Source organism: Desemzia incerta, from assembly GCF_900115825.1.
In the GTDB taxonomy this organism is placed as follows: domain Bacteria; phylum Bacillota; class Bacilli; order Lactobacillales; family Carnobacteriaceae; genus Desemzia; species Desemzia incerta.
Genome location: NZ_FOXW01000006.1, coordinates 20603 through 43703 on the forward strand (window position 1 = coordinate 20603; position 23101 = coordinate 43703).

The window sequence follows — 23101 nt, forward strand, 5'->3', positions numbered from 1 at the left end:
TTTAAATTTAACCGCATTCATAAAAACAAATATAAAAGTAAGCACTCTTTGACAAAGAATACTTACTTCTATACTTTATTGCAGTTTAAGTGTTCTCTTAGCTTCTAGAATCTCTTTTAATTTGCCCCATCTTTCTTGAAACAATGCACTGTCCATTTCTTTTAATTGTGGAGAGACCACTAACTCAAAAGCAATGTGCTGTTGGATATCTTTTACAACTTCCAATCCGGGTGCGATCTCAATTAATCTCAGCTTTCCAGCATCAATATCAAAAACGCCTCGTTCCGTGACGAAATAAATTTCTTGTCCTGATGTACTACCGTATTTTCCAGAAAAAGTGATTTGTTCTACTTGATCGACAAATTTGTTCGAGCGGCCTTCTTTGAGTATTTTTAAACGGTTATCTTCAATCGCATATTCCGCTCCTACCACTATAGTTCCCATAAAGACCAGTTTTGGAGTGGTTTGAGTGATGTTGATGAACCCGCCAGGTCCAGTCACTTTCGGTCCAAATTTAGAAACATTCACATTGCCTTGTTTATCTACTTGTGCCAGTCCTAAAAAAGCCGTGTCCAAGCCGCCGCCATTATAGTAATCAAACATATTTTCATGAGAAATGATCGCTTCAGGATTATAAGCTGTTCCAAAGTCAGGACCTAGCGCTGATTTTCCGCCAAATATTCCAGTGTCTATAGTCAACGTGATCTCATCACTGCATCCTTCTTCATAAACAATATGAGCTACTCCGTCTGCCATCCCGACTCCTAGATTGACTGTTGATCCTGGATCTAACAATTGCGCTGCTCGGCGTGCAATAATTTTTCTAACGGTAAGCGGCATGTTTTTTTGATGATCTTGAACCGTTTTAAATTCCCCTGAAATGCCAGGGTCATACTGAGTACTGGACGTTTGTTTATGATACTCCGGATTCTCATTGACAATGATGTAATCCACTAATGCGCCGGGAACAATGATGCTTTTCGGGTCTAATGAACCCGCCTCGACTACTTTTTTGACTTGAGCCATAACGATTCCGCCGCTATTATGTGCTGCCGCACTAACTGAAAACAACTCCATAATATTCGATTCCTGAGTCACAACGATATTTCCATTCGTATCGGCGTATGTTCCTCGAATCAACCCAACTGAAACCGGAATCGGTTTGTAGTGCAAATATTCTTCTCCTTCGATCTCCATCAATCCGACAAGGTCTTCCGTAGTATTTGAGTTGACTTTTCCGCCTTGCAAACGAGGGTCTACGAAAGTGTGCAATCCAATCTTGGAAAAGACTCCGGGATAATGATTAGCTGCAGCACGGTAAAGTTGGAGAATTTCTCCTTGCGGCAATAGATACCCTTCTACTTTCCCTTTAGCCATCCAGTCCGATATCATCGGGGACTGCGCACAAAACGCTGTGATCACTCTTTTGACCAATCCATCCTGAGCGAAATGGTCCATCCCTCTTCCAGGTGTAGAGTCTCCCATCCCTGTAGATGCTAGTAACATTAACTGTTCAGGTTTTTGTGATTCTAGAAATCGTTCTTTGATTGCAGCAACTAATTCTTCTGGAAAGCTGCCTAAATTGACAGACGTGACGGCAACCGTATCATAATCGTTAATTTTTTCGGCTGCTTCTTTTGGTGTAATGATTTTTACCATTGTTTCTCCTTCTCTTCTGTTATTTTTAGACAAAAAAACTCTTATCCCGGCAGCTTGAAAAAGTTCTGCCATTATTTCTTTAGGATAAGAGTCTATGATATTTATGGAGTACGTTCAAAATGATCCAAAGGGGATTGGATGTATCGCGAAACTCTATTCATACAATCTGCTTATTGAGTTAGTCTTGTTGACTATACAAATGCACTTTGTCCAGTCAAATGTCTTCCTACAATCAGCGCGTTGATTTCATGTGTACCTTCGTAAGAATAGATTGCTTCAGCATCCACGAAGAAACGTGCTACGTCTGTATCTAATGTAATTCCGTTTCCGCCGACAACTTCACGAGCCAATGCAACTGTTTCACGCATACGCAAAGCATTGTGCATTTTAGCCATAGAAGAGTTCACTTCAACGTAGTTTCCTTTTTCTTGCATTTGTGCCAAACGAACAGAGTAAGCTAGACAAGCTGTTACGTTGGCTTGCATGATCGATAATTTTTCTTGAACCAATTGGAATGAACCTAAGTTTTTACCAAACTGCTCACGTTCTTTTACATAACGCAATGCTGCTTCAAAAGCTCCTGCTGCTAGTCCAGTAGCCAAGTGAGAAATATCTGCACGAGTTGTACGCAAGATACCTGCTACATCTTTAAATGAGTTTACATTTTGCAAACGACGGTCTTCTGTTACTTTTACATCTTTCAATGTGATATGGCCGTTAGGAACCATACGCAATGAGATTTTGTTTTTGATGTTTTCTACTGTCAATCCTTCAGAATCACCAGGGACAACGAAAGCTTTTACTTTACCATCTGCTTCGTCACGAGCAAAGATTGCGATCTCATCAGCGTTTTTAGCTCCGCCGATCCAACGTTTTTCTCCATTCAAGATCCAAGTATCGCCTTCTTTACGTGCGCTTGTAGACAATCCGCCCGCAATATCTGAACCGTGTAATGGCTCAGTCAAACCAAAACAAGTCAAGTTTTCAAATGATTTTACTTTTGGAGCCCAACGTTGGATTTGTTCTTCAGTACCCCCATACAATAACGTTGCGTAGAATAATCCACCGTGTACTGTATAAAGAGTCGCAAATGAAGGATCCATTTTTGCCAATTCGAAGTAACGGAATACGTTGTACAATTCGCTTGGTTTTAAGTCATTGTCGCGACCTTCGAAAAGTCTTGGGTCATCCATGAAACGAACTTTTGTCAATTCATTCCAAGCATGGAATGGGAATTCTGCTTTTTCAGTGTATTCGATCAATGTCGGACGAGCATTTTTTTCTAAAGACTCTCTAAGTTCTTTTAATACTGCAATTTCACCTTCAGTTAAATCACTTGAATATTCGTATAAGTCTGTTGGATAAAAGCTTTTCAAGTCTACTGATTCTGTATTTAATGTTGCTTCCATAAGGTCATTCTCCTTTAAGTTGGCTTTAATAGTATTGGTTTTTTACATTACACTTTTACACTTTTTGTAAACCGCTTACAACCATACTTTACCTCACTTTTGTCGAAACCGTCTACTTATGGAAAATTATAGAACCTATAAGCTGAACTGAAAGCCCTTTAATTTGATGCAGCTATAATAAAAAAACTCTCCAGGTCTAAAAACCTGAAGAGTTGGGTAAGATATTTATTTAGAATCAACTTCCATTTTCACTTCATTCACCGTTTGTTCAACTTCTGCTCGAGACATTTTTTCTTGTCCTTTTTTCATCGCCTTCAAACTCTTATGCGCAAATTCCAACGGCAAACGGCAAAACATCACCGTACTTTTTTCAGATAAAGTGGCGATATAAGCATCTGCTTTTTTCAAATTGTCTTCTGCGTAAGCAAATAGATCATCTCTTGACCAGCCGTCTGGAACAAAACTGACGCTCCGTTCTTCGATGTCTTCTTTTTGGTTGCGTAAAATATTGACTGCTTGAAGTCCTCGTCCGAATCCGATCGCCAGATCAAGGTCCGTTTCTTGGCCATAAGACCAATACCATAACTTAGACAAGTAAACTCCTACAACACCAGCTACATAATACGTATAGTCATCTAAATCTTCTTTAGTTTGCACTTGCCAATTTTTCTTCGCCCATTTGGCCATACCAAACGCCATTTCGCTGCTTATCTCCATCATCATGGGTCGAGAGCCTTCGGGACAGGCTTGTACCCAATCGTACAAGCGCAAAGATACTTCAGGCAATTGTTCCTTTACAGGTTCGATAATGCGGAGATACGCTTCTTCAGTAAAGGGCTGCTTAAACAGTTCGCTCACTTGCATCAACAACTCATATTTCGTATCGTTTGAAATCAATTCATGGTCTTCGATCTCATCGATCGCACGCATCACTAAATATGCAGAAGCCACTGAATGTTTCAAATCGCTTTTCAAAAAGGTAATCGGAATATAAAAAGTTCGGCTTGTTTCCTTCAAAACTCGCATAGCTTCTTTAGGAAACTGTTCATTTTTCTTCATGCGTTTCTCCTCCTGAAAGTTCTTATTCCTATTGTATAAGAACTTTTCTAAATACTAAAGAAATAAATAAGAAGAAAAGAAGAAGATTTCATTATTTTAGTTGGTAATGAAAAAGATGCTTCCTTTTGCAGAAAGCATCTTACAAATCTAAACGTCTAATATTCGACCAGCTAAAGCTTTAATCATTTCAGGATCATCATGAGAGAAGAATTGGCTCTCGCTTTTATCTAATGTTTTAATGGCTTCTTTGTCTTCTTCAGTTAAAGCAAAATCGAAGATAGATAAATTCTCTTCCATCCGTTCTGGTTTTACAGTCTTCGCTAATACGATAACATCCTGCTCGATTAACCATCGAATAATTACTTGAGCCACCGTTTTATTATATTTAGCCCCAATAGTTGCTAAAACGGGATTTTGAAACAAGTTGTTCTTTCCTTCAGCAAATGGCGCCCATGCTTCTGAGACGATTCCCTCAGCTCTTAACTCTTCAATCATTTCACTTTGCTGATGGTAAGGATTGATTTCGATCTGATTTACTGCGGGAGTTGTTTTATTAAATTGGGATAAGTCGACTGCTTTAGCAACTGAAAAATTGCTGATTCCAATAGCACGGACCTTACCCTCTTCCTGTAATTTTTCCATTGCTCGCCAAGCGCCATATGTGTCATTATACGGTTGGTGCAAAAGCAATAAATCAATATACTCCAAATTCAATCTATCTAAAGAACGTTGGAATGACTCCAATACACCATCATAAGTCGTATTACTGATCCAAATTTTTGTAGTGATGAACAACTCTTCTCTTGAAGCACCCGCCTTTTTGATTCCTCTCCCAACAGCTTCTTCGTTCAAATAGCTTTGGGCTGTATCGATATGTCGATACCCCGCTTTGATCGCATGGACAACTGAATTTTCTGCTTCTTGCGGGTCTGTGATTTGAAAAGTACCGAATCCTAAAATGGGAACTTCTACGCCATTGTTCAATCTTATTGTTTTCATACAACACTTTCCTTCCTTTATCAAAATAGATTCCGCTTACATTTAAGTATAAATATTATTGATCTCTACTATAATCTATAGAGTGTACTCCATAGCAAGAACTTTATTCTATCCTTTAACATGAGCCATTTTCCACAACTGTTCGATATCTTTCTCTTCTACAGGGCCTGCTTGAAATTGAGCTATATGTTTATCATAAGTAGCGATTTTATGAACCAGCAAGTCCCGGGCCTGTTCCATTTCAAAAATGCGAGTTTCTATCTGTTGAAGTTGGTCATGAAGAATTTCTTTCTGCGCTTTTGAAACGTCTTCTGAAGATTGAGCTAATGTTGCAAATTCAATCATTGATTCGATAGATAATCCTGTTTTACGTAAACTTTTTGCTAAAAAAATCCAGTTCAAATCCATTGTCGTATAATTCCGGTAACCATTTTTATCTCTTTTGACAGGCGGAATGACACCAACTTTTTCATAATACCTTAACGTATCTATCGATAATTCAAACATCTTTGCTGCACTTTTAATGTTCATCTTTCAACCTCCTAAACATTCATACTAACTAGTATTATAAACTATGGAGTTTACTCCATACCAACAAATATAAATGGTTGATGAAATGAAAAAAAGCAATCTCTTTGGTCACTACAAGAGATTGCTTTTTAACTACTGTAACTAACGCTCACATTCCATCGTATCTTCGGTCTTTCACGAAAGCGGCTGCTTCTAGATCCTCTGCCATTTTAAATCCTTGGCGTTTGTAGAAAGAAATAGTACTTTCTGTTCGATCCGTTAACAGCAGATTTTGATTGACCTTAGGATGCTTGTTGAGTACTCGATCAAGCAGCTCGCCGCCAATTCCTTGGTGTTGAAAATCGGGTTTCACCAATAGATCTTGTACAAATAAAATCGTCTCTTTATCAGTAATATACCTAACTAATCCAATCAATTCCTGTTCTTTATACGCAGTGATTGTAAAAGAATTTCGGATGCCTCTTAACAGTTTTTCCATGTCTTTCGTATAAGCGGACCACCCCACTGAATCGTATAAAGCATGAACAGCTTTTTCCGGCAGATGTTGGTTTTCTTTAAAGATAATTGTCATGTTGTTTTCTCCTCTGATTTTATTTTTTCTTAATAATCAGTAGAAGATTTCATACAGCAACGTCATTTAAGCCCTCCTTAAAGCAGTTCTTTCCGCAACTCTGCTCCTGATTTTGGAGAAAGATACGCTGGTGCGATATCAAAAACCGTTTTGGCGCCGTATTGTTTTTCTTGTGCTAAACGATAGGCTGCTCGAGCATAAGCAATAGCTGCAGCTGCAGTGAATTGAGGATTGCTGTCCAAATCTAAGCTGAATTCATAAACAGCCATATTCGCTTCATCCGTATACCCTCGACGAATCACACGTCCGCCATGCGGCATCCCTGTATGCTGCTGGTAGAACTCTGCTTCATTTATAAAATGAACTTCTGATTCGTATTCTGCAAAATAATCTTTCATCGTTTGGATATCTTTTGTGATGCCCTCTTTATCTGCACCCTCTTCAGGTACAACATAGCACACTCGTTTATGAGAAGAGGTCTTTGTGTAGGAAACTTCTTTTCCTTCTTTGATTTCCGTGATCAAATCGTCATTAGGAAGCGTATATTGAACGCCTAATTTAACACCCGCTACTCGTCTGATAGCGTCGCTGTGCCCTTGGCTGACCCCTTTGCCCCAGAACGTGTACGTTTCTCCTTTAGGCAATACAGACTCAGCAACTAATCGATTCAATGAAAACAAACCAGGATCCCATCCAGTCGCAATCACTCCTACTGTCTGATTGGTTAGGGCTGTTTCATTGATACTATCAAAGTGAGCTGGTATTTCAGCATGATTGTCATAGCTGTTTACCGTGTGGAAATTCTGTTGCAGTACAGGAGCTTGGACAGGAATATCCGACTTCGATCCTCCGCATAAGATCAACACATCGATCTTATCTTTAAAATCAGTGATTTCGTCCAACGGATAAACTGCTGCATTACTTGGTACTTGTGCAGGGTCTCTTCGTGTAAAGACACCTGTCAGTTCCATATCCGGGTTCAAGGCCAACTCCGTCTCTACCCCTTTTCCTAAATTACCATATCCTACAATACCAATTTTGATTGCCATCGTGTTTCCCCTTTCCAAATCCCTTATTGAATAATTGTTCATGAAAATAAACAAAAAAATCATGAGCAAAAGGCACCCATGATTTTCTCCTTCTGCCCTCAATATAAGCAGTTCTTCGCATTTGAGATGGGCATCTCAAAATTGACAGTACCATACTTATTTAATATGATCCCAATGCTTCAAAGCATTTCGGCGACTGCACCTTTCGACAAGCTACTCTTTACAACCGCGACCTCTATCTTATATCGACTATTCTGTTTAATTTTCTTAACCCTAACACACGGTTTTTTAGAAATCAACTCATTCCTATAGAGCGGAAAGTGATAACCAGCAGCTACTTACTAAAACACAACATGTAGTATTCAAGTAATTAAAAAAGTTATACATATAGTATTTTTTTAGTTGTTATTTATTTTTTTAGCGGTAAAATAAAGAATAGATCATATAGAAAGCAGGAAGTCATATGTCACCACATCCAAAAAACGCAGTCTTACATAAACCTTTAACTATCCAAAAAAATGACGGTCATTTAGAACCGTATCAACCTTCTAAATTGAAACGTTCGCTTTTAAAAGCTGCCCGTTCGGCGAATACTACAGAGTTATCCGATTTTAACGCTCATGATTTACTTAATGAAATAGAAAATTCTCTTTGTTTTGAAGAAGAGGAAGTTGTTTCTGCTCTTTTTTTAGATAGTCTTGTGAAAAAAGTTCTATTATCAAAAGGTTATCAGGCAACTCTAGAACACTACCAAGAATTCCAAACGAGTAAGCAACGTGCCCACCAGCAAAATCGGGATATCGATTATATGATCACGAAATTGATGGCAAAAGATAAGACAGTAGTCAACGAAAACGCCAATAAAGACAGCAATGTATTCAACACCCAACGTGATTTGACCGCTGGAATAGTGGCAAAAACGATCGGTATTCGTTTATTGCCTAAATCGGTTGCCAATGCTCACGAAAAAGGCGACATCCATTATCATGATTTGGACTACACACCCTACTCCCCTTTAAGCAACTGCTGCTTGATCGACTTTGAAAATATGTTTGCTGAAGGGTTCAAAATTGGGAACGCTGAAGTAGAAAGTCCTCGTTCTATCCAAACTGCAGCTGCTCAAACGGCTCAGATCATTGCAAATGTGGCTTCCAGTCAATATGGCGGCTGCAGCTTTGACCGGATTGATGAAGTGTTGGCTCCTTACGCACAACTCAATCATCAAAAGCATCAATCAGAAGCTGACAAATGGATCTCAGACCCTGAAAAAAAACAAGCTTATGTAACAGAACGAACTCAAAAAGACATTTATGACGCGATGCAAAGTTTGGAATATGAAATCAACACGCTTTATACTTCTCAAGGCCAAACACCTTTTACCAGTATTGGTTTTGGTTTAGGAACGAATTGGTTCGAAAGAGAAATCCAAAAAGCAATTCTTCAGATTCGAATCCAAGGCTTAGGAAAAGAAAAACGGACAGCCATTTTCCCAAAACTGATCTTTACGTTAAAACGCGGACTGAACTTAAGCCCAAGCGACCCTAACTACGATATCAAACAGTTAGCCATAGAATGTTCTACTAAGCGAATGTATCCAGACGTTTTGAGTTACGACAAAATCGTGGAGTTGACTGGAAGCTTCAAAGCGCCGATGGGTTGCCGCTCTTTCTTGCAAGGATGGAAGAATGAACAAGGACAAGATATCACAGCTGGCCGTATGAATTTAGGTGTAGTGACACTGAACTTGCCTCGAATGGCTTTAGAGGCAAATGGAGACTTCACACTTTTTTGGACCATTTTCCGTTCTCGATTGGCTGTAGCCAAAGATGCACTCGTTTATAAAGCTAAGCGTGTAGAAGAGGCTCTTCCTGAAAATGCGCCGATCCTTTACCAACATGGAGCATTTGGGCAGCGGCTCGCTCCCGGAGAATCTGTAGCGTCTTTATTTGCTCACAAACGAGCAACTGTTTCACTCGGTTACATCGGATTATATGAAGTCGCAGCTTCTTTTTACGGGAAGGATTGGGAAGCGAACCTTGAAGCAAAAGAATTTACTCTGGAGATTGTTAAACAATTGAAAAATGCCGCTGATCAATGGGGAGACGAATACGGCTATCACTTCAGTGTATATTCTACTCCTAGTGAAAGTTTGACGGATCGTTTTTGTCGTCTGGATACCGAAAAATTCGGTGAGGTCCCAGACATTACCGCTAAAGGCTACTATACAAATAGTTTCCATTATGACGTCCGGAAAAATCCTACTCCTTTTGAAAAGCTGGATTTTGAAAAAGACTATCCGCAGTTTTGTTCTGGAGGCTTTATCCATTACTGCGAATACCCGAAACTGGATACCAATCCAAAAGCTCTGGAAGCAGTATGGGATTATGCCTATGATCGAGTAGGCTACCTTGGCACCAACACTCCGATTGATCATTGCTACAAATGTGATTTCAAAGGCGAATTTGAACCTACAGAAGTTGGATTTAAATGTCCTGTTTGCGGTAATCATGATCCGGCTGAGTGCGATGTTGTCAAACGGACATGCGGTTACCTTGGAAATCCGCAACAACGTCCGATGGTAGCAGGACGCCATAAAGAAATCCGGTCACGGGTCAAACACTTGAAAGGTCGTGACGAAAATGCCTAACCCGATAGAATGGACGTCTGCTGCTTACAGCCGGAACTACATTGCCGACTATAAACCGTACAATTTTGTCGATGGTGAAGGAGTACGTTGCAGCTTATACGTCAGCGGGTGTTTATTTGCTTGCAAAGGGTGTTACAACAAAGTAGCCCAGTCGTTTACTTACGGAAGACCGTACACAAAAGAACTGGAAGATCAAATCATTGAAGACTTGCGTGCTGAATATTGCCAAGGTTTGACCTTATTAGGCGGAGAACCTTTTTTAAATACCGAGGTCACTCTATCTTTATGCCGCAGAGTTCGAGAAGAATTTCAACATCAAAAAGACATTTGGAGTTGGACCGGTTATACTTGGGACGAACTGATGGAAGGCACAGCAGATAAAAAAGAATTGCTGCAGTATTTAGATGTAGTCGTCGATGGCCGCTTTGAATTGGGACTAAAAGATTTGACGCTGGCTTTTCGCGGCAGTTCCAATCAACGAATCATCACTGTTCCTGAGTCAATTGAAACGGGAGAAGTTGTGTTGTGGAGACCTGGACAATAATGACTTAAATGAATAGACAAAAACGGACTGTCATATAACAGTCCGTTTTTGTCTATTGAAAAAGAAATTTCACTCCATTTCTTCTCCTTCTGTACTTTTTGCATTTTGTTCGACGCGGTATCTGATGATCTCCCGAATCAAGTCGTAAGGGATCGGTTGTTGGAAAGGAAATTGAATCGTGTTTTTGCTGTATTTGTACCCTTGGATTTTGTCTTTAAAATGTGTAATTGTCGTAGGTGTCGGATAAAAGCCAACATGATGTTTAAAGCCTGCAAAATGAACTAATATAAACCCATTCAAAATATAAGTGGCCATACTGTAACTCATTTTTTCTTGCGCTTCTGGAGCTTCCTCTTTTATGATCGAACGGATGCGGTACAGAATTTTCTGCACATCCTCAGGGAATGTCTGAATGTAGTCATCTACTTCTGTTCTATTTTCTTCAGATCTTGCCATGTTTCCCCTCCTTACTGTTCGAGTCCTATCCTATCAGTTCTCCCAACATCACTTCTACTATTTCGATTTCTTTTCTCTCGATCAAATAAGTACGGATGTCTTCGTTGATTGCCAATCGCTGCAATTGAAGAACATCCTCCACTACATTTGCCATGTCGACTTCATGCAGCACACGATGGTAAGAATCAATCAGCAGACTTTTTGTTTCTGGAGTCCAACTAGCTACGGTTTTATTTTGCATCGCTTTCAATTCGAAAAAGGCTTCCGTCTCTTCTCTGCTGATTTGCCAATCCAACACTAAAAATTTGACCCACACCACTTCACGCATCCATTCGTAAAACAGTTGATCTTTTTTTAATAAAGCATAGAACAAAATGGCTTTGCTGGTCGGTATATCTGTTGCTAGAAATTGATTGAATAAGTAAATATCCAACTCTTCCAATCGTTTCTGGATTTCACTGTAAAATCGGTTCGCTCTATCTTCACTGGTTAATTGAAAAAGGTTCTTTTCCCAAATGATTTCAGCTATTTCATCATGTCTTTTCCCTTGATGCAAAAGGGAAGCTACTTGTTTGGTCTCTTCATATAAAAATGATCGTGTATTCAACGTAGTTAAGTACTTTTTAGCCGCCATATATCCTCACTCTTCTCTTAGAATTGTCTAATGTCAGTATACCATTTATTTGCACAGACAACAGGTGAGAACTATTTATTAAACCTCACTTTTGAGCAAAAAAAACAAGATAGATAGACACTATCTTGCTTTTTAAAACCTTTTCTATTTTATTCTTTCATGATCCCAAATTCATGTACTTTTTCGATTGCACGTTCTTCATCTTCTTCCAAGTCCCCAAATACTTGATAAATTTCGACTTTCAATTCATTTCCTTCTACATTGTAAACCGCAAAGTTTTGAATAGTAGAGTCTCGGTTGTTGGAATGCGAATTTGCAAATACCCCTTCTTTTTGAGGTTGATTTCCATAAGCAAATAAATTGTTATAGTAATCGACATTTTCTTGCGTCATCCAATTCAGCTCAGGTCTGACTTCATGAATGTGTTCTAAAGGTTTATTGTAAATATCGTCATAAGCTTTTGTTCCTCCCGTATTCGGCAAAACAAATACTGTTCCTGAAGGATTTTTGTAGTACTCTACGTTATTTTCATCCAACACAACTTCTGCTTGATCGATCGTTGCATTAGAGAAGTTTTCTTCCGTAGCCACAAAATTCAATGATTTTGTTCGAGACACGACGTGGTCATGTCCTTGTAAAGCCAAGTCGACATCCAATTCATCAATCATTTGCATAAATTCTTCTCTGACTTTTTGAACATCTTCATCTTGTAAAGAATGATACGATTTAGAGTACAACGGCTTGTGATACGTTAAGATGACCCATTTCGCCCCGTCTTCACGAGCTTGTTTGATGTCTTCTTCAATCCAAGCCAACTGTTCTTCTCCAATCGCTTTTCCTTCTGGATTGTCCTCGGATTCTTTATTGTCATTGGTATTGGCAACTACAAAGTGAACCCCGTTGTAGTCAAATGAGTAATACGAACCGCCATTTACTTGATCATTAGTTACAGGGACATTGATGTGTTCATTGAATTTCTCTGTCAACTGAGGATCGCCATATTCCAACGCATACTCGTCATGATTTCCTGGTGCTACTGCTAGCGGCTGCTGCATCCATGATTCTTGCGATTGAGAAAAAATATCCACCCATTCGTCTTCCACTTCAGCTGTTTCGACCACATCACCTGTATGTAGAACAAAATCTGCTTCTGACACTTCTAAGGCTTGCTCCAGAGTGTCAGCTCCATAAGCGGCTTCATTTTGTACGTTCTCGTTCCAATAAGCGTTTTGAGTATCAGTGTATTGGATGAACGTAAACTCATCCCCAGCTTCTCCAGCTGTGTTGAAAGTTCCAATTTCACTCTTTTCCCCAGTTTCGCTCCCTACTTGATAGTAATAAGTTGTGTTAGGTTCTAACTCTGTCGCTAATGCTTTATAAGAATATTCCGTCACATCAATCAAGTCAAGCGACCCCACTGCATCTCCGCTGGTCCATTCAGGTCCGCTTTGATTCTCATCCGTATAATAGCCGTTCACAACAGGTTCGCCATTTTCATCTTCAACGGTGTTTCCTTCTTCATCTTTTTCCACGTCTGCATAAATATAAAATCCGTCTTCTGTTCGTTCTGCATAACGGTTCGTCACTTCTGTATTTTCTGCTTCAAAAACGAGTGCATCACTCAAGTCTTCAGCAGTACTGACCCATACTTTTGCGTCATCAAATTGGTTGGTTGTGTACCAATTGAACCCCATTTGAGTTTGGGTATCTCCATTGATCGTGGTAATGATCCTATTGGGTACATTGTTTACTTCCACCTCAGCTACTTCTGGTTTTGTGTCCAGCAACTCCATATTTGATGCAGTTGACTCTTGGGCAGTTGCAGTTGCTTCGTCGGCTTCTGAACCTGAGTTTGCCTCGCATCCAAACAATACCATTGGTGCCAACAACACCATTGCAGCGATTTTTGGCGTAGAAAACTTTTTGTACTTTCTATTTGTCGTCATTATCTTTCCTCCCAAACTAAAATTCCATTAAGCCCCCATCAGTTGGGCTTATGCATTCATTTTATACAATGAATGTATATTTCCTGCAAACTCCCTGTGAAAGTTGAGTAAAGGTCTTTACAAATGAATCTTGCTTACTATGAATTTAGTTTCTTGGGGGATTTTCGGCCATGAGCCGGGGATTTGTCATCGTCATGGCCGGATCAGGAGTTCAAAAAAGCCATGAGCAAAGAAATCTATCGCTTCATGGCCGAGCACCCTCTCTGATTCAGCCATGAGCCTCGAATTTACACCACTCATGGCCGAATTTATTTTTTCACGATGTCAATTCAGCAAAATAAATGTGTTAAACTACAAATAAATAACGCGTTATTTATTTGTAGAACAATTCTTCATTAAGGAGGAAGTCATTTGGTCAAAAGACATAAACAAATTGGGATTGGTTCACTTTCTTTAGCGCTGGTCTTAGCTGGTGTATTATTCTCTTTTTCATTTGATAATCGAGCGGCTATTGGAGATACTATATTAAACTTTATAGGTCTGGATTCATGGTCGAACGGTAATATGGGCATCCATTATACATTCATTTATTCCGCTGTTTTCTACATACCAGCTATGATCCTAGGTTATAAGTTCAAAAATGATTTAGGGGCTACATTAGGCAAATATTTATCTTTGTTTTTGTTCTTTTTTGTCATAGTCCTGTTGCTGGCTTTGTAAAATCGGCTTTGCTAATTTCTTATATCAGCCATGAGTACACTAATTATCATCGTCATGGCCAAATTAGAGCTTCAATAAGTCCATGAGCAAAAAAATCTATCGCTTCATGGCCGAGCACCCTCTCTGATTCGGCCATTAACCTCGAATTTACACCGCTCATGGCCGAAAAACCTTAAAACCCCATTACTTTATTAAAATCTATAAAAAAAAAGACTGCTCAAGGAGCAGTCTTTACGCTTTATTCGTGAATTCTTCCCACTCTTCACGCAAAATACCCATTCGTATGGAATCGTAGTATTCTCCGTTATAGTAGCGGACTTTTCGAATGCGGGCTTCCATTTGCATCCCTAATTTTTCTCCTACTCGGATCATGCGCTTATTTCCGGACCATGTGGTAAATCCGACGCGGACCAGCGGCATTGTTGTGAACAGGTGGTTCATCCAAGCTTTTAAGACATCTGTCCCTATTCCTTTACCCCAACGATCTCCTGAATACAAGACAATCCCCATCTCCAACCACAGCGACGTTTTATCTTCCCAGTAGTAAGAAACGATTCCAATGACTTCACCTTCCATTTCAACGACCCAAAAATCGTCTTGGTGTAACCATTTTTCTCCTTTAGGCAAAAAGGTTTCATAATCCATAGCTCGATGAGGGAAATAAGGGGCATCCCATTTTTTCCACTCCGGTGACTCTTCTTTAAAACTCAATTCCCACAATCGAAACAAATCGCTTCGTTCAACTGGGCGAATAACTAGTTGATCGGTCATCTCTTGCATTCCTCTCCTTCAAAGAAAAATAAGTTCTTCTACAAGAATCATACCTTATTTGACTTTAAAAGTGTGATCTGTTTATACAGATTTCACATGAGAATGAAGCATATCTTTTTTGATCCCTTGCTGCAAAATCGTATCTGGATGCAGGGCTGTATAAACGTCTTCTTGAATAGCCGCTGAAAACTGCTTCATCTCTTCCAACTTCAATTCGTGGAGTTGTGTTTTTTTATCTAACGCGTAGACAACCATTTCTCCTACGATCTCATGTGCTTCTCTAAACGGCAAGCCTTTGCGTACAAGGTAATCTGCTAATTCGGTCGCATTCAAAAATCCTTCGTGAATCGTTTCTTTCAACCGGTCTTCGTTGACTTTCAATTCTTCCGTCACTGCAGTCAATATTTTGACGCAAGCTGTCGTAGTATCGAGCGCTTCAAAGTAAATGGCTTTATCTTCTTGCATGTCTTTGTTGTAACTCAACGGCAAACCTTTCATCGTTCCGTACATTGCATTTAGTAAGCTGATCACTTTAGCAGCCTTACCGCGAATCAATTCCAATGCATCTGGATTTTTCTTCTGCGGCATCATGCTGCTTCCTGTGGAAAAGTGGTCGGATAACTCTACAAAATTAAACTCTTGGCTTGAATAGATAATGAAATCTTCTGCAAATCGGCTCATATGCATCATCAAACTAGAACAGCAATGCAATGCATCAATGATAAAATCTCGATTGCTGACACTATCCAATGTATTGTGTTGCACTCCAGCAAATCCCAATAGACTCGCTGTTTGCTGACGATTGATTTCATAAGTCGTCCCCGCTAAAGCTCCCGCGCCTAAAGGACTTTCATCCATCAACTCGATCGCTTGGTCGATTTTTTTCACATCGCGCTCGAACATCGCTGCATAAGCATCCAGCACATAAGAGAACGGAACGATCTGTGCCCGCTGCAAATGAGTGTAAGCCGGCATCAACACATCTGCCATTTCTTCCCCTTTTGCACCAAACACCTTAATCATTTGCTGCGCCAATTCGCTCAATTCTGTCAGGCTTTTCTTTACATACAACTTCATATCCACGGCCACTTGGTCATTTCGGCTTCTGGCAGTATGCATTTTCTTCCCGGCATCTCCACAAGCTTCAATCATTTTAGCTTCTACAAAACTATGGATATCTTCGTAGTTTCCGGTCAACAGACTTGGGTCTTGCCCAATAGCCTCACACAATTTGGTCAGCTCTTGCTGCAGCAGTTCACTTTCTTCTTTCGAGATGATCTCGCAATCTCCTAACATTGTTATATGTGCGATGCTGGCGGTGATGTCTTCATACCATAGACGCTTATCCAACGAAAACGATTCGTTAAACGACTGCATCAATTCTGAAGCCTCTTCTTGAAAACGGCCTCCCCATAATGTTCCCATTTAAATCATTCCTTTTCTTTGTTGGATTTTCGTCGGCAGCGTCATGACATTGATATAACCTCGTGCGTCATGGTGACTGAACAAGTCATCTTCTCCAAATCCAGAAACATCTTCATCAAACAATTGATTCGGGCTGGTAACGCTGTAAGGAAGCATGTTTCCTTTATAGAGTTTCAGTTGGACTTCTCCGTTGACACATTCTTGCGTTTTATCCATAAAAGCTTTAATAGCCAGATTAGCTTGTGAATACCATTGCCCGTTGTAAACCAATTCTGCATATTCCGTACTGATCATCTGTTTCAATTTGATCGTTTCTTTCGTCAGTGTCAAACTTTCTAGACGCGCATGAGCTTCCATCAGTAAAGCTCCGCCCGGCGTTTCGTAGATTCCACGAGATTTCATCCCAATTGCCCGGTCTTCAATCCAGTCCAACACTCCGATTCCATGTTTTCCGCTCAAATGATTCAGCGTACTCAACACTTCAGATGGCTCCATCTTCAATCCATTAACCGCAACAGCCAGCCCTTTTTCAAATGTGATCGACACAAATTCAGCTTCATCAGGAGTGTTTTCTAATGCGTTCGTGATTTTAAGGACCGATTCGTAGTTGACGAAGTTGGCTGGACTTTCGATATCGCCGCCTTCATGGCTGATATGCATCAAGTTTTCATCTTCAGAATAGATTTTTTCTTTTGTAGAAGTGATGGGAATGCCTTTTTGGATGGCATAATCAATAGCGTCTTCCCGCGATTTGATGTCCCACTGGCGCCATGGAGCAATGACCTTGATTTCAGAATCAAAAGCCGCGATCCCCATTTCAAACCGCACTTGGTCATTTCCTTTTCCCGTACACCCATGACAAATCGCTACCGCATTTTCTAAGTGCGCGATCTCGACCAATTTTTTCGCAATCAATGGACGAGCAAGAGCCGTTCCCAATAAATAAGTTCCTTGATATTTCGCATGAGCTGAAACAGCTGGGAAAATGTACTCTTTGGCAAATTCATCTGCTGCATGAGGACAATAAAACTTGCTTGCTCCTGAAAGCAGTGCTTTTTTTTCTACTTCTTCCCAATCTTCTACTTGTCCAACATCTACACAAACAGCAATGATCTCACTATCGTAATTTTCTTTTAACCATGGAATTGTGATTGAGGTGTCTAGTCCGCCTGAATAAGCTAATACGATTTTTTCTTTTGTCATTTGATATTTCCCCTTTTCAAATCAGTTTTTTTGTTTGTTGCAAGGGAATTTTTTGAGAAATAAGCACAAAAAAACCGTCCCTTGCATATATGCAAGAGACGGGTCAAAGTTCATTAATCCGCGGTACCACTCTAGTTGACATGCTCATAGGCATATCCACCTCAATTTAATAACGCATGATCTGCGGAAGAAGCTACTAGTTGTTCACCTCTTCATCGATGAAGTGCGCTTCAATCTGATTTTTTCTGATGGGCTTACACTCTATCCCAACTCGCTGTAAGAAAAATTTCTGATCTACTCTCTTCATCCTTGATTTTTTCTGTATTCGGTTTTATAAGTTGTGAGTATTGTACGAAAGTTACATGAGGAAGTCAACCCTTATTCTCACAAAATATTCATTTTACATTTATAAACCTTTATTTTTATACAGTATACAATGAATATGTGCATTAAAAAACAATCCAGAAAACATCCAGCTGATTTGTACACAAGTTTAGTCTTTTAGGACACTCTTTTCCAGCCATCTCATCATCTTAGGCAGTTTTGTGACAATTTTTTCTTTTCAGTAAATTTTCTGAAAGTAAACAATTCCTTTTTCATTTTAAATGATGTAGTATATGGTTTGTGAAGTAAATCATTTGATGAATGGAGATGAAAAAAGTGCCGCAAAAGCTGAATGAAACGATTGCTGGTAATGGTAAAAATATGGTAGAAGGTTTCTCAACAGGAATGATGGGGAATATTGAAAAAAGTATCTTAAAAAAAGCGGACTTATTTGATAATAGTATTGGGCGTTACATTATGCGTGCTATGTTAGCCTGTTTTTATTTGACTTTAGGAACAGCGATCGCTGTCGGAACAGGTAACTCGTTGGAACACTTAGCTCCAGGCTGGGGCAAATTCGGTTATGCTTTCATGTTCACTTGGTCTTTAGTTATGATTATTTATTTGAACGCTGAATTGGGTACATCGAATATGATGTACATGACAACAGCTGTTCATCGGAAAATTTTATCTTGGAAAAAAGCTTTAGCCATTTTAATGACATGCATTCTTTTTAACGCTATTGGTGCTTTCGTGATCAGCTGGCTTTTATCTTATACGGGCGCTTTTCATGATGTAGCTGCGGACCACTTTTTAGTGACAGCAGTAGCCGGGAAATTAGCGAAAGCTCCATTACAAATATTTGTAGAAGCTATTTTTGCCAACATGGTCGTCAACATAGCTTTCTTCGTGACTATGCGCATGAAAGACGATGCTGGAAAAGTCATTTCCATCGTGTTTCTGATCTTCATTTTTGCTTTTCTTGGTTTTGAACACGTTATTGCCAACTTCTCTTCTTTCTCTCTAGCTTACTTTGCCAGTGGCGGAAACGTTCCTGGAATGACAATAGCTGCAGTGGTCATCAATATCGTTCTGGCAACACTAGGCAACTATGTCGGCGGCGGATTGATCATGGGATTGAATTACTCTTGGTTGAATAATGGAAAAACAAGCTACAGCGACTAAACTACTATATAAAAATAAAGAAGTGGACTCTAAGTTCGAGTCCACTTCTTTTTAACAAACAGGCGTATACCGAAAAAAGACACCCTCTAAAAAAAGAGAGTGTCTTTTATGTTATATTTTGTTTTCCAATAAATTTTGCTTTACCAGCTGGCTTTTTTCACTCCAGGAATTTCTCCTTTGTGTGCCAATTCTCTAAAATGGATACGGGACATCCCAAATTTGCGCATGTAACCTCTAGGACGACCATCAGTAAGATCGCGGTTGTTTAAACGGACAGGATTGGAATCTTTTGGCAAGGCGGCTAATGCTTCGTAGTCTCCTGCTGCTTTTAATTCGCGACGGACTTCTGCATATTGTTCGACAAGTTGTTGTTGTTTTTTGAACTTAGCAATTTTTGATTTCTTGGCCATGTATACATTCTCTACCTTTTTCTTTAGTTTAGGTATCTATTATACTCCCATTACTTACTAATTGAAAGTATAACAAGAAAGAAATCCTTGTATTTTCGCTATTTTTGTACAAAATATGTAGACCTTGCTCAAGATTCAATCGCCTAGTATATCACTTCAAATTCCTCACAAACCACTAAAGAATCTTCTTTAAAAATTGTGTTTGACTGCTTATATTCGTTGACAAAAAAATCAGTATGGACCTTTTTCCAGTAAGCTAATGTTCTGTCTCCTTCTCCTTCTTTAAAAGCATGATCTGCTGTTACTTCGTTGAAAGGTACGACATACACTCTAGTTGTTTTTGTGATGCATACTGCCTGATTATTGCTATCTAGAATAACACTGTATTCATTTTCTTTTGGCAATTCTTCGCCTTCCAACGCATACAATTCATGACCCGAAGTAGTCGCTGTTTTAGTGCCATCTTTAGTCAAGTGCGCCAATTCATCTGGGTCTACCCCATAGTTCCAAGCTTCATAAGACTTATTTTTATACTCTGGGTGCTCAGTAACAAATTGATCCCATAATTCACTCGCTTGCATTTGCTTCATCCTTTCTACTAGCTGCCCCTATTTCTATAAGATTATTTTCTCAATCGTTACAGCTTCATTAGTACTTTTGACAACAATATCAAAGTTGTAACTGTAAGAATGCATGAACAATCGGTATTGGATTCTCCGCTCTTCGTGTGAACGGCGCAGATAATTTCTGTCTGCTCCTCTTTCTGTGATGTCCCGACCGTATCTTCTGACCAGTTCAGTCTCATCATCCGTATAAAAATAAATGCTCAAATCAAACAAAGCAGGGTCTACAAAAGCTGCGCTCATTCCCTCGACGATCGTGATCGGTTTAGGGGTAAGTAATTCACTTTTGGCATACGGCATATCGATTGTATATAATTCCATCCCTTCTCGCAGCATTTTGATATCTCGTTCCAAAGAAAGAACATGATGCGCGGATGGATGACAGGCGGTCAATTTAGACCGGTGGATCGTATTTTCATATGCATATTCTATGGTGGTGTATTTACGTAAAGCTGAAGAAATAATATACGCATCTGTATTGAGGTATGAAACGTTTTCTTTTCCAAAAGCTTTGAGGAGCTGATTTGAAAAAGTCGTTTTCCCAGCTGCTCCATGTCCAGAAATGGCTATAAAGAGCCTTCTTTCTGCGTTATTGACTGCATCTATGACTGCTTTTACTACTTCATCCATCCTTAACCCTCCTGCAACTTACTAGAATTTATCTTCATGTTGCTTGAAAAAATCATAAAAAGTGCGGACATTTTCCAGCTGTGTCCATTTTTTTACTTCTACTGGTTCGCTGTCCAAATCGTAAATTTTAGCTTCTTTCAACGATAATAAAAAAGGGGAATGCGTAGAAATAATAAACTGACATCCAAAAAAGCGGGCAGAATCTTCTATAAATTTCATCAATTCCAGTTGGCGTTTAGGTGAAAGACTATTCTCTGGCTCATCCAACAAATACAACCCATTCTCTTCAATTTTCTCCGTGAAATAGCGAAAAGCACTCTCGCCATTCGACTGCTCTATCACATTGTCCATCAATTCTTGTCTGACATACCGAGACTGCGTCTTTCTTCTTGCATCCGAAACTTTTTTCAATTGTTCGTAATCTTCTAAGGATTTCATTTGGAATTGAGAATACTTAGCATCTAAGTATTCTTCAAACAACTCTTCCCGTTTCAAATCGATTCCTTCATTGAGCGTTCGGACATTCAAAATGTAATCAAATACATCGTCACTCGTAATGATTCGGCTATGAGAAGGAACAGTCTGCTCCAATTCAACTCCGCAGTACCACAAATAATCTGTGAAAAAATTAGATTTATTGAACAGTGAATCTCTTTCCAGTTCGATCTTTTCGGCAATAATATTGAGCACAGTCGTTTTTCCAGATCCATTTCCGCCATACAAAATCGTGATCGGTTCAAAAGCCAACTGTTCTACCTGTTTTTTGCTCAAAATTTGAAAAGGATAGTATGTATCATACACCGTCCGCTTAATATTCATAAAGAAATCAAACTCCACTTCTTGATCTGGAAAAGTCATAGCTTTTAAATAACGCAATGTAATCCTCCTCACCTAACGAGACTTTTCTTATATTATGCAGTAAGTAGTGGAGTAAGTACAACTTTATCTAGCTGATTTTAATAGGATATAGGAATCTGTTTTTGTAAATTGCTCTATGGGATATCTGTTTTGAAATTTGAGAAACTTAAAAAACCTCACTAGAATATTCTTCCAGCAAGGTATCTCATTTTTGTTCAATTAGTAGATTTAAATAAAATATGAAGCTAATCAAATTTATGGGCAACTGGAAAATGATCCATGCTCTCATTGGAAATATAAAGCTTCCCATTTTCAGCGTATTCAAAAGGATCTTCAAGTTTAGGAACCAATACAATGATTCCATTTTCTTTTTTGACAATAAAGAACTCTTCTCCATCTTTAACCTCTAAAAACTCTGGAAGGGTAATAATCATGGCATTCCCTTGTTTTTCAGCCTTAGTCGTCATCATACAAATCTCTCCTTAGTTCAACATCATTATTAGTTGCACTATTTGCATTTGCAGTATAATAAGATTTTTTGCTGCTTCGCTTGGCAGAATCAAGAGGATAACTTCATAGACAACGAGAGTGTACAACTGAATACATCACACGGACTTTTTTATCAGAGGAGTTGATTATCGAAGGAATAAACGATGCTTCACCAAATACTTTACTCTGGCTTTGTTTCACTGTCAATTTACAAGACTGGACTAAAATTTGAAGTGAGATCAGCAATATAAAAAAGCATCAGTAAACTGATGCTTTTAGCTTCTTAATTATTTAAGTAATTCTCCCCTAATACTTTTTGAATCACTTTTTCTCCGATGGCTGAAGTCAAAACACCTAATATCCCGGGCGCAAAAGCAAAGAAAAAAATCATATTTTGTAAACTAAACCAGAATACAATAACCAGACCTCCTATTAGCAACAGCAACCATTTAGCACTTTTGACAAGAAGATAGATTTGAGCTGGCAGGGTCCATTTGAAATCAGGGACTAATTTTTCAAATAGAGGTTTGGTGAATAATATGACCCCTCCCAACACAATCATCAACAAGGCTGCGTATTTTGCTCCATACCACATAGATCCAGCCATTGAACTCGGGAATGGTATCAACACAAGTAGAATCAAGTAAAAGAATAGAAAAAAGACAAGCAGTGATTGGAATCTGTTTCGATCTGTGTTTTGGTAATTGTTTTTGAAGTTGGAAAAAGTTTGTTTTCTTTCCTTCTGTACAATGTCTAAGCTGACTAACACTAGTGCTTTAATAGAAGCCAGTAAAGTGATCACTCCAAATCCCCTGACGAGATAACACCAGAAAAAGAAGCTGTTTTTGATTATTTCGTAGACAAATTCCGTTAGTCCATATAACTTGGTTACAAATACGTCCATCCTCGTCACTTTTTGTTTCATTTTCTATCCCTCTTTTACCAATTTTTATCATGAC

Annotated in this window: 23 protein-coding genes, 1 riboswitch and 1 other annotated feature; of the genes, 4 read left to right on the forward strand and 19 right to left on the reverse strand. The window is 39.1% G+C overall.

Translation table 11 applies throughout. From position 1 onward, the window contains the following. Window positions 1–75 precede the first annotated feature (75 nt). The 7 genes from BM137_RS08370 to BM137_RS08400 form a co-directional block, all read right to left on the reverse strand. Window positions 76–1659, reverse strand: a complete 1584-nt coding sequence (locus BM137_RS08370; RefSeq protein WP_092480719.1) for an acyl CoA:acetate/3-ketoacid CoA transferase — start codon at window positions 1657–1659, stop codon at window positions 76–78. Between the two features lie 191 nt (window positions 1660–1850). Further along, on the reverse strand, window positions 1851–3068 hold the full coding sequence (gene fadE, locus BM137_RS08375) for an acyl-CoA dehydrogenase FadE (protein WP_092480720.1): 1218 nt from the start codon (window positions 3066–3068) through the stop codon (window positions 1851–1853). Between the two features lie 225 nt (window positions 3069–3293). After that, window positions 3294–4127: a squalene/phytoene synthase family protein gene (locus BM137_RS08380; RefSeq protein WP_092480721.1), complete on the reverse strand. Its 834-nt coding sequence runs from the start codon at window positions 4125–4127 to the stop codon at window positions 3294–3296. Between the two features lie 147 nt (window positions 4128–4274). After that, window positions 4275–5126 (reverse strand): aldo/keto reductase, encoded by an 852-nt coding sequence (locus BM137_RS08385; RefSeq protein WP_092480722.1) that lies wholly within the window; start codon window positions 5124–5126, stop codon window positions 4275–4277. Window positions 5127–5234: 108 nt separating this feature from the next. Continuing rightward, window positions 5235–5657, reverse strand: coding sequence for a MerR family transcriptional regulator (locus BM137_RS08390; RefSeq protein WP_092480723.1), 423 nt, complete (start codon window positions 5655–5657; stop codon window positions 5235–5237). A gap of 148 nt (window positions 5658–5805) precedes the next feature. Next, window positions 5806–6228, reverse strand: a complete 423-nt coding sequence (locus tag BM137_RS08395) for a GNAT family N-acetyltransferase (RefSeq protein WP_092480724.1) — start codon at window positions 6226–6228, stop codon at window positions 5806–5808. 77 nt (window positions 6229–6305) lie between these two features. Beyond that, a complete protein-coding gene (locus BM137_RS08400) occupies window positions 6306–7277 on the reverse strand; it encodes a diaminopimelate dehydrogenase (RefSeq protein WP_092480725.1) in 972 nt (323 codons plus the stop codon). Between the two features lie 100 nt (window positions 7278–7377). Continuing rightward, window positions 7378–7523: riboswitch (Lysine riboswitch) on the reverse strand. Window positions 7524–7740: 217 nt separating this feature from the next. On the opposite strand from BM137_RS08400, the gene nrdD reads away from it, so the two are divergent. Next, window positions 7741–9924: an anaerobic ribonucleoside-triphosphate reductase gene (gene nrdD / locus BM137_RS08405; protein WP_092480726.1), complete on the forward strand. Its 2184-nt coding sequence runs from the start codon at window positions 7741–7743 to the stop codon at window positions 9922–9924. Next, the gene (nrdG, locus tag BM137_RS08410; RefSeq protein WP_092480727.1) at window positions 9917–10468 is read left to right on the forward strand and encodes an anaerobic ribonucleoside-triphosphate reductase activating protein; all 552 of its coding nucleotides are present in this window, start codon (window positions 9917–9919) and stop codon (window positions 10466–10468) included. The genes nrdD and nrdG overlap by 8 nt, the downstream gene beginning before the upstream one ends. A gap of 69 nt (window positions 10469–10537) precedes the next feature. On the opposite strand, the gene BM137_RS08415 is transcribed toward nrdG, so the two are convergent. From BM137_RS08415 to BM137_RS08425, 3 genes are all read right to left on the reverse strand, one after another. Then, on the reverse strand, window positions 10538–10924 hold the full coding sequence (locus BM137_RS08415) for an iron chaperone (protein WP_092480728.1): 387 nt from the start codon (window positions 10922–10924) through the stop codon (window positions 10538–10540). 25 nt (window positions 10925–10949) lie between these two features. Continuing rightward, window positions 10950–11558 (reverse strand): DUF1819 family protein, encoded by a 609-nt coding sequence (locus BM137_RS08420; protein WP_092480729.1) that lies wholly within the window; start codon window positions 11556–11558, stop codon window positions 10950–10952. A gap of 149 nt (window positions 11559–11707) precedes the next feature. Further along, window positions 11708–13504, reverse strand: a complete 1797-nt coding sequence (locus BM137_RS08425) for a purple acid phosphatase family protein (RefSeq protein WP_092480730.1) — start codon at window positions 13502–13504, stop codon at window positions 11708–11710. Window positions 13505–13915: 411 nt separating this feature from the next. On the opposite strand from BM137_RS08425, the gene BM137_RS08430 reads away from it, so the two are divergent. Further along, window positions 13916–14224: a hypothetical protein gene (locus BM137_RS08430; RefSeq protein WP_092480731.1), complete on the forward strand. Its 309-nt coding sequence runs from the start codon at window positions 13916–13918 to the stop codon at window positions 14222–14224. A gap of 231 nt (window positions 14225–14455) precedes the next feature. On the opposite strand, the gene BM137_RS08435 is transcribed toward BM137_RS08430, so the two are convergent. The 3 genes from BM137_RS08435 to BM137_RS08445 all read right to left on the reverse strand — a co-directional run bounded on the left by BM137_RS08435 (window position 14456) and on the right by BM137_RS08445 (window position 17623). Next, window positions 14456–14995 carry a GNAT family N-acetyltransferase gene (locus tag BM137_RS08435; RefSeq protein ID WP_092480829.1) on the reverse strand — a complete coding sequence of 180 codons (540 nt, stop codon included), beginning with the start codon at window positions 14993–14995 and terminating at the stop codon, window positions 14456–14458. A gap of 81 nt (window positions 14996–15076) precedes the next feature. Further along, window positions 15077–16420 carry an argininosuccinate lyase gene (gene argH, locus BM137_RS08440; RefSeq protein WP_092480732.1) on the reverse strand — a complete coding sequence of 448 codons (1344 nt, stop codon included), beginning with the start codon at window positions 16418–16420 and terminating at the stop codon, window positions 15077–15079. Then, window positions 16421–17623, reverse strand: coding sequence for an argininosuccinate synthase (locus BM137_RS08445; RefSeq protein WP_092480733.1), 1203 nt, complete (start codon window positions 17621–17623; stop codon window positions 16421–16423). 91 nt (window positions 17624–17714) lie between these two features. Further along, window positions 17715–17942 (reverse strand) — a binding site (T-box leader). 386 nt (window positions 17943–18328) lie between these two features. On the opposite strand from BM137_RS08445, the gene BM137_RS08450 reads away from it, so the two are divergent. After that, window positions 18329–19132, forward strand: coding sequence for a formate/nitrite transporter family protein (locus BM137_RS08450; protein ID WP_230525069.1), 804 nt, complete (start codon window positions 18329–18331; stop codon window positions 19130–19132). 140 nt (window positions 19133–19272) lie between these two features. Here the strand turns inward: BM137_RS08450 and rpsN are convergent, their stop codons facing one another. From rpsN to BM137_RS08480, 6 genes are all read right to left on the reverse strand, one after another. After that, window positions 19273–19542, reverse strand: coding sequence for a 30S ribosomal protein S14 (rpsN, locus tag BM137_RS08455; RefSeq protein ID WP_092480734.1), 270 nt, complete (start codon window positions 19540–19542; stop codon window positions 19273–19275). 143 nt (window positions 19543–19685) lie between these two features. Then, window positions 19686–20123, reverse strand: coding sequence for an ASCH domain-containing protein (locus tag BM137_RS08460; protein WP_092480735.1), 438 nt, complete (start codon window positions 20121–20123; stop codon window positions 19686–19688). Between the two features lie 33 nt (window positions 20124–20156). Then, window positions 20157–20795, reverse strand: coding sequence for a uridine kinase family protein (locus tag BM137_RS08465; RefSeq protein ID WP_092480736.1), 639 nt, complete (start codon window positions 20793–20795; stop codon window positions 20157–20159). 21 nt (window positions 20796–20816) lie between these two features. Further along, window positions 20817–21671, reverse strand: a complete 855-nt coding sequence (locus tag BM137_RS08470; RefSeq protein WP_244887677.1) for an AAA family ATPase — start codon at window positions 21669–21671, stop codon at window positions 20817–20819. Window positions 21672–21898: 227 nt separating this feature from the next. After that, window positions 21899–22123: a type II toxin-antitoxin system PemI/MazE family antitoxin gene (gene mazE, locus BM137_RS08475; RefSeq protein WP_092480737.1), complete on the reverse strand. Its 225-nt coding sequence runs from the start codon at window positions 22121–22123 to the stop codon at window positions 21899–21901. 302 nt (window positions 22124–22425) lie between these two features. Beyond that, window positions 22426–23067 carry a hypothetical protein gene (locus BM137_RS08480; RefSeq protein ID WP_092480738.1) on the reverse strand — a complete coding sequence of 214 codons (642 nt, stop codon included), beginning with the start codon at window positions 23065–23067 and terminating at the stop codon, window positions 22426–22428. Between the last annotated feature and the right edge of the window lie 34 nt (window positions 23068–23101).

Excerpts from the sequence above, each read along its gene's own strand:
- BM137_RS08370 (WP_092480719.1), bottom strand. The coding sequence starts at position 1,659 with ATGGTAAAAATCATTACACCAAAAGAAGCAGCCGAAAAAATTAACGAT.
- fadE (WP_092480720.1), bottom strand. The coding sequence starts at position 3,068 with ATGGAAGCAACATTAAATACAGAATCAGTAGACTTGAAAAGCTTTTAT.
- BM137_RS08380 (WP_092480721.1), bottom strand. The coding sequence starts at position 4,127 with ATGAAGAAAAATGAACAGTTTCCTAAAGAAGCTATGCGAGTTTTGAAG.
- BM137_RS08385 (WP_092480722.1), bottom strand. The coding sequence starts at position 5,126 with ATGAAAACAATAAGATTGAACAATGGCGTAGAAGTTCCCATTTTAGGA.
- BM137_RS08390 (WP_092480723.1), bottom strand. The coding sequence starts at position 5,657 with ATGAACATTAAAAGTGCAGCAAAGATGTTTGAATTATCGATAGATACG.
- BM137_RS08395 (WP_092480724.1), bottom strand. The coding sequence starts at position 6,228 with ATGACAATTATCTTTAAAGAAAACCAACATCTGCCGGAAAAAGCTGTT.
- BM137_RS08400 (WP_092480725.1), bottom strand. The coding sequence starts at position 7,277 with ATGGCAATCAAAATTGGTATTGTAGGATATGGTAATTTAGGAAAAGGG.
- nrdD (WP_092480726.1), top strand. The coding sequence starts at position 7,741 with ATGTCACCACATCCAAAAAACGCAGTCTTACATAAACCTTTAACTATC.
- nrdG (WP_092480727.1), top strand. The coding sequence starts at position 9,917 with ATGCCTAACCCGATAGAATGGACGTCTGCTGCTTACAGCCGGAACTAC.
- BM137_RS08415 (WP_092480728.1), bottom strand. The coding sequence starts at position 10,924 with ATGGCAAGATCTGAAGAAAATAGAACAGAAGTAGATGACTACATTCAG.
- BM137_RS08420 (WP_092480729.1), bottom strand. The coding sequence starts at position 11,558 with ATGGCGGCTAAAAAGTACTTAACTACGTTGAATACACGATCATTTTTA.
- BM137_RS08425 (WP_092480730.1), bottom strand. The coding sequence starts at position 13,504 with ATGACGACAAATAGAAAGTACAAAAAGTTTTCTACGCCAAAAATCGCT.
- BM137_RS08435 (WP_092480829.1), bottom strand. The coding sequence starts at position 14,995 with ATGACCGATCAACTAGTTATTCGCCCAGTTGAACGAAGCGATTTGTTT.
- argH (WP_092480732.1), bottom strand. The coding sequence starts at position 16,420 with ATGGGAACATTATGGGGAGGCCGTTTTCAAGAAGAGGCTTCAGAATTG.
- BM137_RS08445 (WP_092480733.1), bottom strand. The coding sequence starts at position 17,623 with ATGACAAAAGAAAAAATCGTATTAGCTTATTCAGGCGGACTAGACACC.
- BM137_RS08450 (WP_230525069.1), top strand. The coding sequence starts at position 18,329 with ATGGTAGAAGGTTTCTCAACAGGAATGATGGGGAATATTGAAAAAAGT.
- rpsN (WP_092480734.1), bottom strand. The coding sequence starts at position 19,542 with ATGGCCAAGAAATCAAAAATTGCTAAGTTCAAAAAACAACAACAACTT.
- BM137_RS08460 (WP_092480735.1), bottom strand. The coding sequence starts at position 20,123 with ATGCAAGCGAGTGAATTATGGGATCAATTTGTTACTGAGCACCCAGAG.
- BM137_RS08465 (WP_092480736.1), bottom strand. The coding sequence starts at position 20,795 with ATGGATGAAGTAGTAAAAGCAGTCATAGATGCAGTCAATAACGCAGAA.
- mazE (WP_092480737.1), bottom strand. The coding sequence starts at position 22,123 with ATGATGACGACTAAGGCTGAAAAACAAGGGAATGCCATGATTATTACC.
- BM137_RS08480 (WP_092480738.1), bottom strand. The coding sequence starts at position 23,067 with ATGAAACAAAAAGTGACGAGGATGGACGTATTTGTAACCAAGTTATAT.